Genomic DNA, 18,124 nt, shown 5'->3' on the forward strand with positions numbered 1-18,124 from the left:
ATTCTTTTATGAAAAAAGGTGCCTATGGGCGCTTATATCCCAGGGGATATTACGCATATGTCTACAACACTGTTACCGGTTAACCACAGCAACCCATCCATCCACGCCTCACCAACCACGTCAAAAAGAAAGCTCAGCACACGGATGCTGATGCTCTTGGCGGGCGTCACCACTATCGCACTCGGTTTTATTCTCACTATCGGTCTGCTGATCTGGCAATCTGGCCAGCAGCAAAAAACCATCGCACAGCAGTATCTTGAGCAAACGGCATATACCAACAGCTACCTGATTCAGCAAAAACTGGATGTCGCGCTACATGCGGCGCGCAATCTGGTGCAGAGCGTTGTCAGCCTGCAAGAAGCAGGTAACGCCGACCGAAAAACCGCTGAGACGCTGCTGAAGAATGCACTGAAGAGTCATCCCGATTTCCTTTCGATGTCGCTGGCGTGGGAACCCGATGCGTTTGACGGCAAAGATAGAGAGTACGTCGGTCAACCCGATCAGGACCCGCAAGGCCGCTTCGTCCGTTATGTCGACCGCGATACCGCAGGCAACGTTGCTCTGCATAACCTGGTGGATTATGAAACGCCCGGCAGCGGCGACTACTATCTGCTACCGAAAAAGCTCCAGAAAGAAGTGATTCTGGAACCGTATAGCTACCCCTACAACGGCGTCGATGTCCTGCTGACCTCCATTGCCGTGCCCATCATCATCAACAATAAATTTTACGGTTCCGTCACGGCGGATTTTTCGCTGGATACGCTGCAACAGCTCACCAACAATATAAAACCCTATCAAGGCACAGGCTACGCACAGCTGTTGTCTCACACCGGTGCCTACATTTCTCATCCCGACAACGCTCGGGTGACCAAAAAAATTGAAAACGACCCAACACTGCTTGAGCATGTCACCACAGGTCAGTCTTATCAGATCGAACGTGACAATGCCGTGCTGAACACGCCAGCGTTTAACGTGTATGTGCCGGTAAAAATCGGCAATACCGGCACGCCCTGGATGCTCGGCCTGTCCGCCCCCGTCAATGTGGTGATGGCGGAAACCGCACAGCAGCGTAACGTGGGGCTGCTGCTTATGGTGTTGAGTATCGTGGTGGTTTCCGGCGTACTGGGCATCATCTTTAATCGCAAAGTTGCTCGTCCGATCGGTGGCGAACCCGCTCAGGCCGCGCAGATCGCCCTGTCCGTCGCACAAGGGGATTTAACGCAGACCATTCCTGTGCAACCGAAGGACGAAAGCAGTATTTTTTACGCCATGAACGCCATGCAGACGCAGCTGAGAGATATCGCCGAGCAGTTGATTAGCACCAGCGAATCCGTCAGCCACGGTGCGACGGAAATTGCCGCAGGCAATACCGATCTGGCTTCCCGCACCGAGCAACAGGCAGCAGCGCTGGAAGAAACCGCCGCCAGCATGGAACAGATTACGGCGACGGTGAAACAGAATGCGGATAACGCTCATAACGCCACAACGCTGGCACAGAATGCTGCGCAGATCGCTCAGAAAGGCGACAAGATAGTCGGTCAGGTTGTCCACATCATGAGTGAGATCGACGACAGTTCGAAGAAGATTGCCGACATTACCAGCATCATCAACGGTATTGCGTTCCAGACCAACATTCTGGCACTTAACGCCGCGGTGGAAGCCGCCAGAGCGGGCGAACAAGGGCGCGGCTTTGCGGTCGTTGCCAACGAGGTACGTAATCTCGCGCAGCGCAGTGCCAGTGCCGTAAAAGACATCACCGCGTTGATTACGGAGTCCGCCAGCCGCGTCGATAGCGGGGTCACGCTGGTTCAGAACGCCGGTGAAACCATGCAGGAAATGTTGAGTGCCGTCACGTCGGTAAAAGACATCATGGACGAAATCGTCTCAGCGTCGGATGAACAATCACGCGGGATCAGTCAGGTGACGCAGGCGGTTCACGAGATGGACGGCGTCACCCAGCAGAACGCCGCGCTGGTGCAGGAAGCCACGGCGGCGGCCGCCTCGCTGGAAGAACAGGCCAGACAGCTCGCGCAAACGGTGCTGGTATTTAAGCTCTCGTAATCACAGACCTTCACCATCAACAATCCCGCACAGGCCGGAAACGGCCTGTGATTTATTCCCAGCGTGGACAGCAATCCTCAAACGAATGTGACGTTGGCTTCAGATCCGGACTATTTTTCTCATCAAAATTTCCAACCGTCAGCGCAATGGTTGGCTCATCATCAATCGCTCCCAGCGTGCTGCCGCAGTGCGGACAAAAAGCGCGGCTGGAATAATCAGACGAACGATAGCGCGCGGGCTCGCCACCTTCGCCAATCCACTCAACGGCTGCTCGGGGAAACTCAACCCACAGCAGCGTTGGTGCACCGGAATGCTGCTGGCAATGGGTGCAAGAGCAGGCATGCGGATTGCCCGGTTCACCTGTTGCCCTGAACCGAATCTGACCACATAAACACCCACCCAAATACGATTTGGTCGTCATGTCGTTCTCTCCTATCCTGCCGAAAAGGCGGGTATCAATATTCGCCATAGATGATATAAGTAATATGCTAACCTTATGATCCATTTGCCAGGGAGTGACGCCCTGTTCCTGCGCCAGCTCTCACGATAATAAAATCTACAGACCTGTAAGCTGCAAAAACAACATGAAATTCATAAAACTACCGCTACTGGCGCAAATCTCATCAGCGCATCTGGTGAGTCATTTCCATATGATGGTGCTGCCCGCGCTCATTCCGCTGCTGTCAGCCCAGCGTGATATCAGCTTTGTCGAACTCGGGTTTGCGCTCAGCGTATTCAACATTGTCTCCGCCTGCGTGCAGACGCCGATTGGTTTTATGGTGGACCGCATCGGCGCACGCCGTACGTTAACCGCAGGAATCACGCTCGGGAGCCTCTGTTTTCTCTCGCTCGGTTTCTCAGGCAGCTACGTCTGGCTGGTCGCTGCGATGGGGCTCGCGGGGGTGGCGAACGCGGTTTACCATCCGGCGGATTACGCCTTGCTGTCGCGCGGGATTGATGAAAAACGCATGGGTCGCGCGTTCTCGGTGCACACGTTCTCCGGCTTTCTGGGCACCGCGATTGCGCCCGGTATTTTGCTGTCCGTTGCCGCCTTTTCCGGCATCAGTAGCGCATTCATCGTCTCTGGCGTCCTCGGCTTACTGACGATACCGCTGCTTCTGACGGATCGCGATGAACCCAGCCGGGTGAAACCCGCGGCGGCAACAGGCCCCCAGCCGAGCAAATCGCGCGCCACCGTTTTCACGCTACCGATTCTGTCGCTGCTGATTCTGTTCCTGCTGCTGAATTTAAGTACAGGCTCGATCCAGAACTTCTCGGTTACCGCGTTAGTCACGGGCTACGATTTATCACTTTCACAGGCTAACGTGGCGCTTACCGCATTCCTATTCGCCAGCGCCTTTGGCGTATTGGCTGGCGGCTCACTGGCGGATAAAACCAAACGCCACGGGCTGGTGGCGACGGCAGCGCTGGCCGCCACCGCCGTGCTAGTCAGTATCGTTGCCATGTATTCTTTGCCGACTATTGTGCTTGTGCCGTTGCTAGCCGCAGCTGGATTCCTCTCAGGCATGATCGCCCCTTCACGGGATATGCTGGTGCGTGCCGCCTCACCACCGGGGGCGGAAGGACGCGTGTTTGGAATTGTCTCTACTGGCTTTAATCTGGGTGGCGCGGCAGGGCCGGTGCTGTTCGGCTGGCTGTTGGATAACGGTCACCCTCACGCTATTTTCTGGTCTGCCGTCATCTTTATGCTGATCACGTCTTTCATCACCCTGCTACAGGAAATGCGCAGCGCCAAACGGCGTGTATTGGCCTGATAAAAAGCATAAAAAACCTAGGGAACGTTTTTCAACGTCGCTTGCGACGGCCCAAAGGGTGGCGGGCAGGACGCTCGCCATAAAAAAAGCCAGCTCCGCAGGGAGCTGGCTCAGATAACGATAACAATGTAGACCGAATCAGATATCGATATTCATCGCTTTCAGGGCGTTCTCTTCGATAAACGCACGACGCGGCTCAACAGCATCACCCATCAGGGTCGTGAACAACTCATCGGCAGCAATCGCGTCTTTCACCGTCACGCGCAGCATGCGGCGGCTGGCCGGATCCATCGTGGTTTCCCACAGCTGATCCGGGTTCATTTCACCCAGACCTTTATAACGCTGTACAGTCAGACCACGGCGGGACTCTTTCACCAACCACTCCAGCGCCTGTTCAAAGCTGGCAACCGGCTGACGGCGTTCACCACGTTCGATATACGCATCTTCTTCAATCAAGCCACGCAGTTTTTCACCCAGCTGATTCAACTTGCGATATTCGCTACCGGCAACAAAGCCTGCGCCCAGCGGATAATCGGTATCCACACCGTGCGTACGCACACGCAGCGCGGGTTCAAATACGCTACGCTCTTCATCGTGATTAATGACAAAACTGTATGTGCTGCCGTGCACTTCGTTTGCGTTCAAGCTGCTAACCAGCGATTCCGCCCACGCCTGCACCTTTTCACGCTCGCCCAAATCAGCTTCAGACAGCGTCGGTTGATAAATCAGACGGTTCAAAAACGCTCGCGGGAAACGACGTTCCATACGGCCAATCATCTTCTGTACAGCGTAATGTTCAGAAACCAGCTTCTCCAGCGGTTCACCCGCCAGCGCAGGAGCCTGTGCATTGGTGTGCAGCGTCGCGCCGTCCAGCGCCAGTGCGATCTGGTACTGATCCATCGCTTCATCATCTTTGATGTACTGTTCCTGCTTGCCTTTTTTCACTTTGTACAGCGGCGGCTGCGCAATATACACGTGGCCACGCTCAACAATTTCAGGCAGTTGACGATAGAAGAAGGTCAACAGCAGAGTACGGATGTGCGAACCATCCACGTCAGCATCGGTCATGATGATGATGCTGTGGTAACGCAGTTTGTCCGGGTTGTATTCATCACGACCAATGCCGCAGCCCAACGCGGTGATCAGCGTCGCGACTTCCTGTGAGGAAAGCATCTTGTCAAAACGGGCTTTCTCAACGTTCAGGATTTTACCCTTCAGCGGTAGAATCGCCTGGTTCTTACGGTTACGCCCCTGCTTGGCAGAGCCGCCCGCTGAGTCCCCTTCCACCAGGTACAGTTCAGACAGCGCGGGGTCGCGTTCCTGACAGTCCGCCAGTTTGCCCGGCAGGCCAGCCAGATCGAGCGCACCCTTACGACGCGTCATATCACGTGCTTTACGTGCCGCTTCACGGGCACGTGCGGCATCAATAATCTTACCGACTACGATTTTGGCATCCGATGGATTTTCCATCAGATAATCCACCAGCTTTTCGTTTACCAGCGATTCAACAGCGGTTTTCACTTCGGAAGAAACCAGCTTGTCTTTGGTCTGCGAGGAGAATTTTGGATCCGGTACTTTCACGGACACCACGGCAATCAGCCCTTCACGCGCATCGTCACCGGTGGCGCTAATTTTGGATTTCTTGCTGTAGCCTTCTTTATCCATGTAGGTATTCAGCGTACGGGTCATCGCGGCACGGAAACCGGCCAAGTGTGTACCACCGTCACGCTGCGGAATGTTGTTGGTAAAGCAGTAAATGTTTTCCTGGAAACCATCGTTCCACTGCAACGCCACTTCAACGCCGATGTCGTCTTTCGTCATCGAGAAATAAAACACGTTCGGGTGGATTGGCGTCTTGTTACGGTTCAGGTAATCAACAAACGCTTTGATACCGCCTTCATAATGATAATGATCGGCTTTATCTTTTTCGCGCTCATCGATCAGGCGAATAGAAACGCCAGAGTTCAGGAACGACAGCTCACGCAGACGCTTGGCCAGAATCTCATATTCGAATTCCACCACATTGGTGAACGTCTCGTGGCTCGGCCAGAAGCGCACCGTCGTACCGGTTCTGTTGGTTTCACCCGTCACAGCCAGCGGTGCCTGCGCCACGCCGTGTTTATAGGTCTGCTCGTGAAGTTTTCCGTCGCGGTGAATAACCAGTTTAAGTTTTTCCGACAGGGCGTTAACCACGGAAACCCCTACGCCATGCAGGCCGCCGGAGACTTTATACGAGTTATCATCGAACTTACCGCCCGCGTGTAGCACGGTCATGATGACTTCAGCGGCGGAGATCCCTTCTTCTTCATGAATGCCGGTTGGAATACCACGGCCATCATCCTGCACCGATACCGAGTTATCAGCATGGATGGTGATGATAATGTCTTTACAATAGCCAGCGAGTGCCTCGTCGATAGCGTTGTCCACAACCTCGAATACCATATGATGCAGGCCGGTACCGTCGTCCGTATCGCCGATATACATACCTGGGCGTTTACGTACCGCATCCAGCCCTTTCAATACCTTGATACTTGAGGAGTCATAAGAATTCGACATCAACGTTTCTCGCTCATTTTAGTCCTGTGATTGAACCGTTATTTTACCCTGTTCTACGCGGAACATCTTGCCCTTTTCACCAATCATGTCCTCTATCTGCTCAGCGCTAACCGCACTGACAAAAACCTGTGCATGAGTGGCTTTTAACCGTTCAGCCAGCAAACGGCGGCGGGTACTATCCAGTTCGGAAGCAAAGTCATCGATCAGATACAGACAGCGCAGTCCGTTCTGACGGGTGAGAAATTCACCCTGAGCCAGCCTCAGCGCACACATCAGCAGCTTGAGCTGACCACGGGACAGCATATCCTCGACAGCCACGCCGCTGGCGCGGATGCGGAAGTCGGCTTTATGCGGCCCCAGCGCCGTATAACCTAACATACGGTCGCGTTCGAACTGCCGTTCCAGCAGTTCGGCGTACTCACTTTCTTTATCCCAGCCGCGCTGGAAAGAGAAACTGAGAGAAAATTCAGGCAAAAATTGCGTACAGGTCGTGGCGATATCATTGGCAATCGCCGCGCTGTATTGCGCACGCCATTCGCTGATACGTTCCGCCAGCGGCACCAGTTCCTGATCCCAGGCTCTGAGTTGCCCATAGTGACTCACCTGACGCAGCGCCGCATTACGCTGGCGCAACAAACGCTTCATGTTGCTCCAGGCCGCGAAAAAGCCAGGTTCATTATGGAAACAGCCCCAGTCGAGAAAGGCGCGACGAAATTTCGGGCCGCCGTTGAGCAGGGTAAATCCTTCTGGGGTGATCAGCTGTATCGGCAGCAGTTGCGCCAGCTCAGCGACTTTATGGCCGTCGCTGCCGTCAATCCGCACCTTGCTGTCGCCCTGACGGTTTTTGCTTAACCCGACGGATCGCTCCGTTTCTGTACCGTCAATACGACCATGTAGTACAAATTCCGGCTGATCGTGACGAATCACGCGCCCTGCCTGAATACTACGAAACGCCCGCCCGTGCCCTAGCGTATAAATCGCTTCCAGCACGCTGGTTTTACCACTGCCGTTGGCACCGACTAAAAAATTAAAGCCTGGAACCAGCGCCAGATCGGCCGCCTCGATATTGCGGAAATCTTTGATGAGAAGACGAGTAAGGGCCATGTTGCAGTTATCTTAATGATGAAAGGGCAAGTAAACTTGCCCGATAATTCTACAACCGCATTGGCATGACGACATAGGCCGCCGCACGGCTGGCGCTATCTTCGATTTGCACGCTGGAAACGGAATCGGTCAGCAGTAAACGCACACCTTCGCATTTCAGCGCGTTTAGCACATCCAGTACGTAGCTAACGTTAAAGCCGATTTCCATCTCAGTGCTGTCGTACTGTACATCCAGAATCTCTTCCGCTTCTTCCTGCTCTGGGTTGTTAGCAGTAATTTTGAGCTGATTCTTAATTAGATGCAGACGCACACCGCGGAATTTTTCATTCGATAAAATCGCCGCGCGGGAGAAGGCCTGCTTGAGCAGATCGCAGCTGGCTTCCAGCGTTTTATCCGGGTTCTTCGGTAATACGCGGCGATAATCAGGGAAACGACCATCGACCAGCTTCGACGTGAAAATGAAGTCACCGACATGCGCGCGAATGTTGTTGCTGCCGATTTGCAGCTGCAGCGGGGTATCACCACCATCCAGCAGACGCACCAACTCCATCACGCCTTTACGCGGCACGATCACCGAATGTGACGGTAAGGATTGGCCAACCGGCATGGAGCAAACCGCCAAACGGTGACCATCGGTCGCGACCGTACGCAACTCTTCGCCTTCAGTTTCAAACAGCATACCGTTGAGGTAGTAACGGACATCCTGATGCGCCATCGAAAACTGCGTCGCTTCGATCAAACGCTTCATCGTCGCCTGCGGTAGAGAGAATTCAACCTCGCTCTGCCAGTCGTCCAGATTAGGGAAATCCACTGCGGGCAGCGTGGACAGCGAGAAACGGCTGCGGCCAGAGCGCACCAGCATGCGATCGCCATCCAGCATAATCGTGATTTCCGCGCCCTCCGGCAGACCCCGGCAAATATCAAACAGTTTGCGGGCAGGGACGGTCGTGGCGCCCGGTTCATGCGGCTGCGTCAGCGCAACCTTCGCCACCATCTCCATTTCCAGATCGGTACCGGTCAGCGACAGCACGCCTTCCGTCACCTGAATCAGCAGGTTGCCCAGAATCGGTAAAGTTGGTCGGCCGCCCAGCGGGCTGCTGACCTGTTGTAATGGCTTTAACAGACGTTCGCGTTCAACAATAAATTTCATAGTGTTATGACGATAGAGTTCTGATTAAATTGGAAAAATCTTCTTTGATGTCGTGGCTTTCTTCACGCAACTGCTCAATCTTGCGGCAGGCATGCAACACCGTCGTATGGTCACGCCCGCCAAAGGCATCACCGATTTCCGGCAGGCTGTGATTCGTCAGTTCTTTCGCCAACGCCATCGCCATCTGGCGCGGACGCGCCACCGAGCGGGAACGACGTTTAGACAGCAGGTCGGCTACCTTGATTTTATAGTATTCCGCCACGGTCTTTTGAATATTGTCGATAGTAACCAGTTTTTCCTGCAACGCCAGCAGATCGCGCAGCGCTTCACGCACAAAATCAATGGTGATCGAGCGGCCGGTAAAATTGGCATTCGCGATAACGCGGTTCAGCGCGCCTTCCAGCTCACGCACGTTAGAACGCAGGCGTTTGGCAATAAAGAACGCCACTTCGCCAGGCAGACGAATGTCGTTTTCATCCGCTTTTTTCATCAGAATCGCCACGCGGGTTTCCAGCTCTGGCGGTTCAATCGCGACCGTTAATCCCCAACCAAAGCGGGATTTCAGGCGATCTTCCACGCCGTTGATCTCTTTCGGGTAGCGGTCAGACGTCAGGATGATTTGCTGGTTGCCTTCCAGCAACGCATTAAAGGTATGAAAGAACTCTTCCTGCGAACGCTCTTTATTGGCAAAGAATTGGATATCATCGATCAGCAGCGCATCAACAGAACGGTAGTAGCGTTTGAATTCTTCAATCGCATTGTTCTGCAACGCTTTAACCATATCCTGCACGAAACGCTCGGAGTGCATATAAACCACTTTTGCGTTGGGCTTGCGGGCAATGATGCCATTCCCCACCGCGTGCAATAAGTGCGTTTTACCCAAGCCAGTGCCGCCATAAAGAAACAGCGGGTTATATGCACCACCAGGGTTATCGGCCACCTGACGTGCCGCTGCGCGGGCTAACTGGTTTGATTTACCCTCAACGAAGTTATCAAACGTATGCTTGGGGTTCACATTCGAACGGTAGGTATGCTCTGCCTGTACAGGCGAGTTATCCCAGCTTGGCCGTACCGGTGCCGTACGCACTGGCTGTTGCCGCGCCACGCTGACAGGATTGTGGTGCGACTGCGCAGGCTGGCTTACCGCCTGAACCAACGGTTTGCTCCCCACTTCGAAACGCAGTAAAGGAGCATCCATCCCGCAGAAATCATTCAGCAGGACGTTGATATTATTTAAGTATTTATCACGGACCCAATCCAGCACAAAGCGATTGGGGGCGTAGAGCGCCAGAGTGTTATCACTCAGCTCCGCCTGCAACGGGCGTATCCACATACTGAATTCTGTGGCAGGTAACTCATCCTGCAAACGGGCAAGACACTGCTGCCAAAGCGAAAGTGACACGGCGGACTCCACTCGAACAAGAACGATCAAAAAGAAAAGAATAAGACGTAATTTATGTGACTCATGATTTTTTGGCGCCTGCGTCATCCACGATTGTTTCATTCACAATTCAGACAGCAGACACACCACATAGCGCGGCGGTTTACTCCGACGATCCCGTCAAAAGGATCGCTAACGGAACCGCGGATCATAACCTAATCCGCCGAAGAGATCTTCCCCTTCTGCACAGTTTCGATCCTTTTTATCCACAGGCTATTTTTATCACAACACCCCGCAACACGGCAGAGGGGCGGCTAGCACACATTTTATCCTCCTGCGACGAAGCGCCCCCAAGCATACCCTCGGTGGTGCGATCGTTACGGTGACATCGATCATGATCTTGTGGGACAGATCGTTGGAGGATCCTTGCGCTTTGCAACAGAGTCCGTATAATTCCCTGCCCGCGCGTCTACGCCTTTTCTGTGCTCTGGCAGGCAGAAATTCCAAAAATAATCGGAATGGCTGGCGTGTTAAGTGTGATGTTAATTGACTCAGGACTGTACAATTATTACAATCCTGCCTCTTTCCGTTATATAGCTGTGATATGCGATTGAGGCGTCGGTCATTTTTTCACGCCGAACAGCCAAACGCGTTTACTGTGAAGTTATAATTTTCCAAGTTTAGGTAGAAATCGCCATGAAACGCACTTTCCAACCGTCCGTATTGAAGCGTAACCGTAGCCATGGTTTCCGTGCTCGTATGGCCACCAAAAATGGTCGTCAAGTTCTGGCCCGCCGTCGTGCGAAAGGCCGTACTCGTCTGTCTGTTTCTAAGTAATAAAAGCTAACCCACCGAGTGGTTAAGCTAGCATTTCCCAGGGAGTTACGTTTGTTAACTCCCAGTCATTTCACTTTCGTCTTCCAGCAACCGCAACGGGCTGGCACGCCGCAAATCACCATTCTCGGCCGCCTGAACTCGCTGGGGCATCCCCGCATCGGTCTTACCGTCGCCAAAAAGCATGTGAAACGTGCTCATGAACGCAATCGGATTAAACGCCTGACGCGCGAAAGCTTTCGCCTGCACCAACATTCATTGCCTTCAATGGACTTTGTCGTGCTTGTGAAAAAAGGGGTGTCTGAACTGGATAACCGTACTCTGACGGAAGCATTGGAAAAACTATGGCGTCGGCATTGTCGTTTGGCTCCCGACTCCTGATCGGGTTGATACGCGGTTATCAACTCGTTATCAGCCCGTTGCTGGGACCGCATTGTCGGTTCCAGCCAACGTGCTCGCAATACGGTATTGAAGCAATACGCAGGTTCGGCATGATAAAAGGCTGTTGGTTGACGCTTAAACGCGTATTAAAATGCCATCCTTTGAACCCTGGTGGTGATGATCCCGTACCGCCAAAAACCGACAATAACAGAGAACATTAACGATGGATTCGCAACGCAATCTTCTTCTCATCGCTCTGCTATTCGTAACCTTTATGCTTTGGCAGGCTTGGGAGACGGATAAAAATCCGCCAGCAACCACGCAGGCCATACAGCAGGCGACGAACGCAGTGACCGGTGATGCTACCAACCAGGGCGTACCAGCCAGCGGTCAAGGCAAACTGATCACAGTGAAAACCGATGTACTGTCGCTGACAATCAACACGCGTGGCGGCGACATCGAGCAAGCGCATCTGCTGGCTTACCCAGATACATTGGGTTCAGATAAACCTTTCCACCTGCTGGAAACCACCTCCGAGTTTGTCTATCAGGCTCAGAGCGGTTTGACCGGCAAAAACGGCCCAGACAACCCGGCTAACGGCCCGCGTCCGCTGTTTACCACAACGCAAGATAGCTTCGAGCTGGCGGATGGTCAGAGCGAACTGCGCATCCCGATGACATACACCGCGGCTGACGGCGTGACCTACACCAAAACGTTTGTTCTGAAACGTGGCGACTATGCACTGAACGTTGACTATAGCGTCAACAACACCAGCGCTCAGCCTCTGGAACTCACGCTGTTCGGTCAGTTAAAGCAGTCTATGGAATTGCCTAAGCACCGCGATACCGGCAGCAGCAACTTTGCACTGCACACTTATCGTGGCGCGGCGTTCTCTTCCAGTGAAGACAAGTACAAAAAGTACAGCTTCAGCGACATGGACGAAAACCTGAACATCACCACCAACGGTGGCTGGGTGGCGATGCTGCAACAGTACTTCGCAACCGCATGGATTCCGACTACGGCAGGCGCTAACACCTTCTATACCAGCAAGCTGGGTAACGGTCAGGCCGCTATTGGCTTCAAATCCGCTCCGGTTGTGGTTGCCGCAGGTAGCCAGCAAGACCTGAAGACCACTCTGTGGGTCGGCCCGGAAATTCAGGACAAGATGGCTGCTGTCGCACCGCATCTGGATCTGACCGTAGATTACGGCTGGCTGTGGTTTATTTCTCAGCCGCTGTTTAAGCTGCTGAAATTCCTGCATAGCTTTATCGGCAACTGGGGCTTCTCCATCATTGCCATTACCTTTATCGTGCGCGGTATCATGTATCCGCTGACGAAAGCGCAATACACCTCTATGGCGAAAATGCGCTTACTGCAACCTAAATTGCAGGCTATGCGTGAGCGTATTGGTGATGACAAACAGCGCATGAGTCAGGAAATGATGGCGCTGTACAAGTCAGAGAAAGTGAACCCGCTAGGCGGCTGCTTCCCACTGCTGATTCAGATGCCAATCTTCCTGGCGCTGTATTACATGCTGATGGGCTCCGTTGAACTGCGTCACGCGCCGTTCGCTCTGTGGATTCATGACCTGTCTGCACAAGACCCGTACTACATTCTGCCGATCCTGATGGGCGTGACGATGTTCTTCATTCAGAAGATGTCACCAACCACCGTGACCGATCCAATGCAGCAGAAGATCATGACCTACATGCCGGTCATCTTTACGGTCTTCTTCCTGTGGTTCCCGTCAGGTCTGGTTATGTACTACATCGTCAGCAACCTGGTTACCATTCTCCAGCAGCAGTTGATCTACCGCGGTCTGGAAAAACGTGGCTTGCATAGCCGCGAGAAAAAATAATCCGGTTGATAGCTAACCGATAGAAAGCGTAAGGCGGTCATTGACCGCCTTATTTTTTTAATGGCTGCTTTATCAGCCAACGATACGTAAAATAGCCTGCCAGACAGGCATCAATGCAGAGAGAACATCATGAGTAATACCGACACCATCGTCGCCCAAGCCACGCCACCGGGACGCGGAGGCGTGGGTATTTTACGCATTTCAGGACAGGCGGCCGCCGACGTCGCGCATGCCGTTCTGGGCAAGCTTCCCAAGCCTCGCCACGCCGATTATCTGCCGTTCCGTGATGCCAACGGCACCACGCTCGATCAAGGTATCGCTCTCTGGTTTCCCGGCCCGAACTCCTTTACCGGTGAAGACGTGCTGGAGCTTCAGGGTCACGGCGGTCCGGTTATTCTTGATTTGCTCCTGCAACGTATCCTGACGCTATCTACTGTGCGGATTGCGCGCCCTGGCGAATTTTCTGAACGTGCCTTCCTGAACGACAAACTCGATCTTGCGCAGGCGGAAGCCATTGCCGATCTGATTGATGCCAGCTCGGAACAGGCCGCACGCTCAGCGCTGAACTCTCTGCAAGGCGTATTTTCCACCCGTATAAATCAGTTAGTGGAAGCACTTACTCACCTGCGAATCTACGTCGAAGCTGCCATCGACTTCCCGGATGAGGAGATCGACTTTCTCTCCGATGGCAAAATTGAAGCACAGCTCAATGGCGTGATGGTCGATCTGGATGCCGTCAGAGCCGAAGCGCATCAAGGTAGCCTGCTGCGGGAAGGGATGAAAGTCGTGATTGCGGGTCGTCCTAATGCCGGAAAATCCAGCTTACTCAATGCATTAGCCGGCCGTGAAGCCGCAATTGTGACGGATATCGCGGGAACAACACGCGACGTATTACGCGAGCATATCCATATCGACGGCATGCCGCTGCATATCATCGACACCGCTGGGCTGCGCGATGCCAGCGACGAAGTCGAGCGCATTGGTATTGAGCGAGCCTGGCAGGAAATCGAACAGGCCGACCGCGTGCTATTCATGGTAGACGGCACCACCACGCAGGCGACTGAGCCTGATCAGATCTGGCCCGAATTTATGGCGCGCCTGCCAAAAACACTGCCGATTACCGTGGTGCGCAACAAAGCTGACGTGACTGGCGAAACGCTCGGCATCGAAGAGGTGAATACTCACTCACTTATCCGCCTGTCCGCCCGTACGGGTGAAGGTATCGATACGCTACGCGACCACCTCAAGCAAAGCATGGGGTTCACCAGCAATACAGAAGGCGGTTTTCTGGCTCGACGTCGCCACCTGCAAGCACTCGAACTGGCTGCACAGCATCTAATTCAGGGGAAAGAACAGCTGGTGAGCGCCTATGCAGGCGAATTGCTGGCAGAAGAACTGCGGCTGGCACAGCTGGCCCTGAGTGAAATCACCGGCGAGTTCACCTCTGACGACCTGTTGGGGCGTATTTTTTCGAGTTTTTGTATAGGGAAGTGATTTGCTCTCCCCGATTTATGCCCTAAATAATTCGAGTTGCGTGAAGGCGGCAATCGCACGAATCCCCAGGAGCTTACTCAGGTAAGTGACTGGGGTGAGTAAGGGCAGCCAACACACAAGCAGCTTGAAGTATGACGGGTATATTCGTCGGGGAAATTACTCCCATCCGCTCATGAGCCGTCTCGATCTGGCCTGCAATCCGGCCAGAATTGCCTCACTGATATGAGTAGGAAAATCCACAGGCAGTTGGCTTCCAACAGTCGTCATAACGGTCTCAACGGTTTGTGCAAACTCCGCCAGAATGTTTTCCATTGATTCTCTGGCAAACCCAACGGCCTTCGCCGTCTGGAAAAAATGCCGGGGAAAGATCTGCTCAATCGCATATTTCTTGCCTCTTGAGCCAGTTAATCCCATCGCCAGTTTGGCCTCTCTGCGGTCAATTCCCCGTCCGCCCATCGCCGGATACATAGAGAGAATGTCATAGAAAGGTGTGAGTCGATATCGCCCCTCAGATTCAATAAACAGGGAAAAGTTTTTCGCATGACCATCCGTTGCAGCCAATAGCCAAAACAGTACCTGAGCCTGCATAAAGCGATAACGATCTCTTTCTGGATCAACCGACCCCAATAGAAACGACATAATGGCGGAAATACCCGGTCCACCATGATTTTCATATTTCAGTGCGGAAGGAACGTTTAATACCTGACAAAAATCCTCTTGTGGTAGCCGCATAATCCAACTGACATCCGAGGCGTATTTACGATCAAAACGCTCCACCGCCAACGCCTTTATCTTGCCAGCGTTGATCATAAAACAGTGCGGCACTGGCAGCCCAAATGCCTTGGCAATGAGCAGGCACAGATACTCATTTTCAACGCTGTCAGACATATCAATTGAGTAAGAGTGACTCTCGATTTTACCAATCGGTAGCTTGATGATGTGGGTAGTTGGTGTGGTACTGAAGGGCAGGCACCAGTGATCATCCAGATAAAGCAGCGCCGTCTTTTCCTGTGCGCCTGCGATAGAAATACGAAAATCGTCTTCAGTATCAATCATACCCAGCGGGGCATCGGACAGATATCCGGTCAGTATGTTTTCAAGCTGCTGCTCGGATAAGGTTTTGTATTCGATCTTTTTTATATCGTGCACAGGTGTACCCTGCGGCACTATTTGCAACGCCCCGATACTGTCTTTCCCCACTTTATCCAGCAGATCAAACGGTTGGGTGGAATCCGCGTGATGCCTGGCGACAATCCGTCTTCTGATATCCGGGTTATCCGGCAACAAATTGTCGAAGAAGTTATAAACTTCATCGCCTTGATAGGGCTGATGACGTAGCGGCATAGAAAGCGAAATGGGGCGACTCCCCGGCAATCCGAGCCAGTTCGCATCATAGGAAAAATGATGTGCCCCACTGCCCGTTTTGGTCAGAATCCCTACCCGATAGCCGTTCATGTAAACATCGAGCGCAGCCATTACCATTCTTCCTTCCAGGATGATGCAACAGAGGCTTCGTTATTGGTGGTGTCCACATTCCTGGGCGTAACAGTAAGTTCTAAATTCAATGCCGACAGGATTTTAAAGAAGGTTTCCAGCTTAGTGGAATCAGGATGTTGCTCGAAACTGGATACCGTATCCTGGCGAATACCCACTTTACTGGCCACTTTCCCTTGTGAAAGCTTCTGCGTGATACGAACATCTTTCAGATAGCTGCTAAGCTGCTTGCTGTTGGTGATCTTCATCATCTTATCCTACCGGTTATAGACGGTAGAATAAATATTACACGCTTTAGCAGGCAAAACAAGAATTACACGCTATAACCGTTAAGCGTGCATTTACCTGTTATGGCGTGTAAATAGAATATAAGCAATAAGGCGGGTACAGAAGAACAAGGGGGATAAGATGATTCAACTTCATGCCACACACAAACTATTCAGTCATTTACCACTGAATGACAGCAGTCAACTTGCTGTTACACCACGCAGACAGTGGTTATTTACGCAACCCACCGTAGATATCAACCCACTGAGCAGTTGGCACGGAAATCTAATCACCTTACAGCGCCGGAATTGCGTACTGCTAGTTCATGACGCCACCCGATTTCCTTTGGTACTTCCGGCGTTGATAAAGAAGGATTTCGCAGAGCTAAACGACCACTTCACGGATAGCTTCATCAATACCCTACTCAAGTGTGGTGCAGATGAAGATCAACTCAACGCAGCACAACATTATTTACGCCCACTTCAGGTAGATACGCAGTGCAGCCGTTCTGTGCAGGGCACATTGAATCAGATGAAAGGGGATATTGAGCACGCTGTCTGGTTTGATAATCTCAAGGTTGCAGAACTGTCCGGTTACTCCCTCGGTCAATCACTAGCTGATAGACCCTGTTCAGTTAAAGATCGCGGATATCTTTGGCCACAGAAAGAAATGCTGTCATTACTATCGCAATTAGCTACTTACCTGTAGCAGTTCTGAAATGAATAATAGAAAAACGTATTCAATTAAAGGGACAGTTATATTAAAAAAACCATCAAATTTAGCCAAAAATTCATAGACACTGAAATAGGAAAAAATTAATATATACTATAAAAAACTCACCATGGAGTAATTTATAGAATGGGAAAAATACAGTATAGCGATCTTGTAAAAAAAAGAATGAGTATCTATTTCAATAAAAACAAATCAGATGAGATTTTTTTCACTAAAGCGATGGAGTTCTTAAATGAAAATTTTATTTGGGATAAAACCAGCTTAGTTAGCCAGGGAAATAAACCAAGATTCATAATGAAGCAAGAAAATAGAATAATAACACGATTAGTTCCATGTAGAAAGAAACTGGAAATACGTGTGCAAAAACTAAAAGGAAAAGAAATAAAAGGCATAAATAGTTTGAGTGATTTTGGTTTTAAAGAAAAAATCTATAAAAGTAGAGATGGCGAGCCTTGTGATTACATGGTAATCAATATGGACTCATTGGAGAAAATCTACAGCCTCAAAAAAATAAAAACCAATGAAGTGTTCTTACCAATTGAACAAAAAGAATTAAATGAAGAAAATACTTTCGCCACAGAAATTGAAGAAATAGAACATTTAATTAATTCAAAAAAATTAACCAACACAGAAAAAGAAACAATAATTAAAATTAGAATTGGGCAAGGGGAATTTAGGGATAAGTTAATTAAGAAATGGAAAGGATGCCAATTAACTGGATGCGAGCATATCACATTACTAAAAGCATCTCATATAAAACCATGGAAAGACTCAGATAATAGAGAGAGACTTGATGTAAACAATGGATTACTGTTGACCCCAACTTATGATACACTATTTGACAAAGGATTTATCTCTTTTGATAAAGAAGGTATAATGCTAGTCTCTGATGAGATTAAACCCTTTATGCAAACACTCACAGGAAGTAAAAAACAAAATAATATAATCTTATCAAAAAAACAAGAAAAATATATGGCCTATCACCGAGATGAAATATACAAAGAAAATAATAAAAAAAACATTGAAGGTTAGTTTTT

16 protein-coding genes are annotated in these 18,124 nt (G+C 51.3%); 9 read left to right on the forward strand and 7 right to left on the reverse strand.

Annotation, left to right across the window (positions count from 1 at the left end; all coding sequences use genetic code 11):
- Positions 1 to 57: 57 nt before the first annotated feature.
- Entirely contained in the window at positions 58 to 2,061 is a 2,004-nt protein-coding gene (locus tag EIP93_RS22255) for a methyl-accepting chemotaxis protein (protein ID WP_456301568.1), read from the forward strand.
- A 52-nt stretch (positions 2,062 to 2,113) separates the two neighbouring features.
- Here the strand turns inward: EIP93_RS22255 and EIP93_RS22260 are convergent, their stop codons facing one another.
- Positions 2,114 to 2,482 (reverse strand): GFA family protein, encoded by a 369-nt coding sequence (locus tag EIP93_RS22260; RefSeq protein WP_105879873.1) that lies wholly within the window; start codon positions 2,480 to 2,482, stop codon positions 2,114 to 2,116.
- 163 nt (positions 2,483 to 2,645) lie between these two features.
- Between EIP93_RS22260 and EIP93_RS22265 the strand changes: the two genes are divergently transcribed.
- Complete coding sequence (locus EIP93_RS22265; RefSeq protein ID WP_125233289.1) at positions 2,646 to 3,836, forward strand: MFS transporter; 1,191 nt, start codon at positions 2,646 to 2,648, stop codon at positions 3,834 to 3,836.
- Between the two features lie 138 nt (positions 3,837 to 3,974).
- Here EIP93_RS22265 and gyrB read toward each other — a convergent pair whose 3' ends face one another.
- From gyrB to dnaA, 4 genes are read right to left on the reverse strand one after another with little or no spacing between them, the layout of a single operon-like run.
- The gene (gene gyrB, locus EIP93_RS22270; protein WP_103943252.1) at positions 3,975 to 6,392 is read right to left on the reverse strand and encodes a DNA topoisomerase (ATP-hydrolyzing) subunit B; all 2,418 of its coding nucleotides are present in this window, start codon (positions 6,390 to 6,392) and stop codon (positions 3,975 to 3,977) included.
- Positions 6,393 to 6,410: 18 nt separating this feature from the next.
- Positions 6,411 to 7,496, reverse strand: coding sequence for a DNA replication/repair protein RecF (recF, locus tag EIP93_RS22275; RefSeq protein ID WP_040032816.1), 1,086 nt, complete (start codon positions 7,494 to 7,496; stop codon positions 6,411 to 6,413).
- Positions 7,497 to 7,545: 49 nt separating this feature from the next.
- Complete coding sequence (dnaN, locus tag EIP93_RS22280; protein WP_039485132.1) at positions 7,546 to 8,646, reverse strand: DNA polymerase III subunit beta; 1,101 nt, start codon at positions 8,644 to 8,646, stop codon at positions 7,546 to 7,548.
- A gap of 4 nt (positions 8,647 to 8,650) precedes the next feature.
- Complete coding sequence (gene dnaA, locus EIP93_RS22285; RefSeq protein ID WP_010302378.1) at positions 8,651 to 10,048, reverse strand: chromosomal replication initiator protein DnaA; 1,398 nt, start codon at positions 10,046 to 10,048, stop codon at positions 8,651 to 8,653.
- Positions 10,049 to 10,723: 675 nt separating this feature from the next.
- Between dnaA and rpmH the strand changes: the two genes are divergently transcribed.
- The 5 genes from rpmH (at position 10,724) to mnmE (ending at position 14,594) form a co-directional block, all read left to right on the forward strand.
- Entirely contained in the window at positions 10,724 to 10,864 is a 141-nt protein-coding gene (rpmH, locus tag EIP93_RS22290; RefSeq protein WP_005976668.1) for a 50S ribosomal protein L34, read from the forward strand.
- 18 nt (positions 10,865 to 10,882) lie between these two features.
- The gene (gene rnpA / locus EIP93_RS22295) at positions 10,883 to 11,242 is read left to right on the forward strand and encodes a ribonuclease P protein component (RefSeq protein WP_010302382.1); all 360 of its coding nucleotides are present in this window, start codon (positions 10,883 to 10,885) and stop codon (positions 11,240 to 11,242) included.
- Positions 11,206 to 11,463 (forward strand): membrane protein insertion efficiency factor YidD, encoded by a 258-nt coding sequence (yidD, locus tag EIP93_RS22300; RefSeq protein WP_010302384.1) that lies wholly within the window; start codon positions 11,206 to 11,208, stop codon positions 11,461 to 11,463. Before rnpA ends, yidD begins: the two co-directional genes overlap by 37 nt.
- 2 nt (positions 11,464 to 11,465) lie before the next feature.
- Positions 11,466 to 13,100 carry a membrane protein insertase YidC gene (gene yidC / locus EIP93_RS22305; RefSeq protein ID WP_039485128.1) on the forward strand — a complete coding sequence of 545 codons (1,635 nt, stop codon included), beginning with the start codon at positions 11,466 to 11,468 and terminating at the stop codon, positions 13,098 to 13,100.
- A 129-nt stretch (positions 13,101 to 13,229) separates the two neighbouring features.
- On the forward strand, positions 13,230 to 14,594 hold the full coding sequence (gene mnmE / locus EIP93_RS22310) for a tRNA uridine-5-carboxymethylaminomethyl(34) synthesis GTPase MnmE (RefSeq protein ID WP_103862404.1): 1,365 nt from the start codon (positions 13,230 to 13,232) through the stop codon (positions 14,592 to 14,594).
- A gap of 156 nt (positions 14,595 to 14,750) precedes the next feature.
- On the opposite strand, the gene EIP93_RS22315 is transcribed toward mnmE, so the two are convergent.
- Positions 14,751 to 16,070, reverse strand: a complete 1,320-nt coding sequence (locus EIP93_RS22315) for a type II toxin-antitoxin system HipA family toxin (protein WP_125233290.1) — start codon at positions 16,068 to 16,070, stop codon at positions 14,751 to 14,753.
- Complete coding sequence (locus EIP93_RS22320) at positions 16,070 to 16,336, reverse strand: helix-turn-helix domain-containing protein (RefSeq protein ID WP_014917131.1); 267 nt, start codon at positions 16,334 to 16,336, stop codon at positions 16,070 to 16,072. The genes EIP93_RS22315 and EIP93_RS22320 overlap by 1 nt, the downstream gene beginning before the upstream one ends.
- Before the next feature lie 160 nt (positions 16,337 to 16,496).
- Between EIP93_RS22320 and EIP93_RS22325 the strand changes: the two genes are divergently transcribed.
- Complete coding sequence (locus EIP93_RS22325; protein ID WP_103862406.1) at positions 16,497 to 17,063, forward strand: DUF6933 domain-containing protein; 567 nt, start codon at positions 16,497 to 16,499, stop codon at positions 17,061 to 17,063.
- 150 nt (positions 17,064 to 17,213) lie between these two features.
- On the forward strand, positions 17,214 to 18,119 hold the full coding sequence (locus EIP93_RS22330) for an HNH endonuclease (RefSeq protein ID WP_125233291.1): 906 nt from the start codon (positions 17,214 to 17,216) through the stop codon (positions 18,117 to 18,119).
- Positions 18,120 to 18,124: the final 5 nt, after the last annotated feature.

The organism is Pectobacterium versatile (assembly GCF_003932035.1).
Classification (GTDB): Bacteria; Pseudomonadota; Gammaproteobacteria; order Enterobacterales; family Enterobacteriaceae; genus Pectobacterium; species Pectobacterium versatile.

What these genes read in the sequence shown, in the direction of transcription:
- EIP93_RS22260 (WP_105879873.1), bottom strand. Translation starts at nt 2,482, where the DNA reads ATGACGACCAAATCGTATTTGGGTGGGTGTTTATGTGGTCAGATTCGG.
- EIP93_RS22315 (WP_125233290.1), bottom strand. Translation starts at nt 16,070, where the DNA reads ATGGCTGCGCTCGATGTTTACATGAACGGCTATCGGGTAGGGATTCTG.
- mnmE (WP_103862404.1), top strand. Translation starts at nt 13,230, where the DNA reads ATGAGTAATACCGACACCATCGTCGCCCAAGCCACGCCACCGGGACGC.
- EIP93_RS22330 (WP_125233291.1), top strand. Translation starts at nt 17,214, where the DNA reads ATGGGAAAAATACAGTATAGCGATCTTGTAAAAAAAAGAATGAGTATC.
- dnaN (WP_039485132.1), bottom strand. Translation starts at nt 8,646, where the DNA reads ATGAAATTTATTGTTGAACGCGAACGTCTGTTAAAGCCATTACAACAG.
- EIP93_RS22265 (WP_125233289.1), top strand. Translation starts at nt 2,646, where the DNA reads ATGAAATTCATAAAACTACCGCTACTGGCGCAAATCTCATCAGCGCAT.
- EIP93_RS22320 (WP_014917131.1), bottom strand. Translation starts at nt 16,336, where the DNA reads ATGAAGATCACCAACAGCAAGCAGCTTAGCAGCTATCTGAAAGATGTT.
- gyrB (WP_103943252.1), bottom strand. Translation starts at nt 6,392, where the DNA reads ATGTCGAATTCTTATGACTCCTCAAGTATCAAGGTATTGAAAGGGCTG.
- recF (WP_040032816.1), bottom strand. Translation starts at nt 7,496, where the DNA reads ATGGCCCTTACTCGTCTTCTCATCAAAGATTTCCGCAATATCGAGGCG.
- yidC (WP_039485128.1), top strand. Translation starts at nt 11,466, where the DNA reads ATGGATTCGCAACGCAATCTTCTTCTCATCGCTCTGCTATTCGTAACC.
- rpmH (WP_005976668.1), top strand. Translation starts at nt 10,724, where the DNA reads ATGAAACGCACTTTCCAACCGTCCGTATTGAAGCGTAACCGTAGCCAT.
- EIP93_RS22325 (WP_103862406.1), top strand. Translation starts at nt 16,497, where the DNA reads ATGATTCAACTTCATGCCACACACAAACTATTCAGTCATTTACCACTG.
- EIP93_RS22255 (WP_456301568.1), top strand. Translation starts at nt 58, where the DNA reads ATGTCTACAACACTGTTACCGGTTAACCACAGCAACCCATCCATCCAC.
- yidD (WP_010302384.1), top strand. Translation starts at nt 11,206, where the DNA reads ATGGCGTCGGCATTGTCGTTTGGCTCCCGACTCCTGATCGGGTTGATA.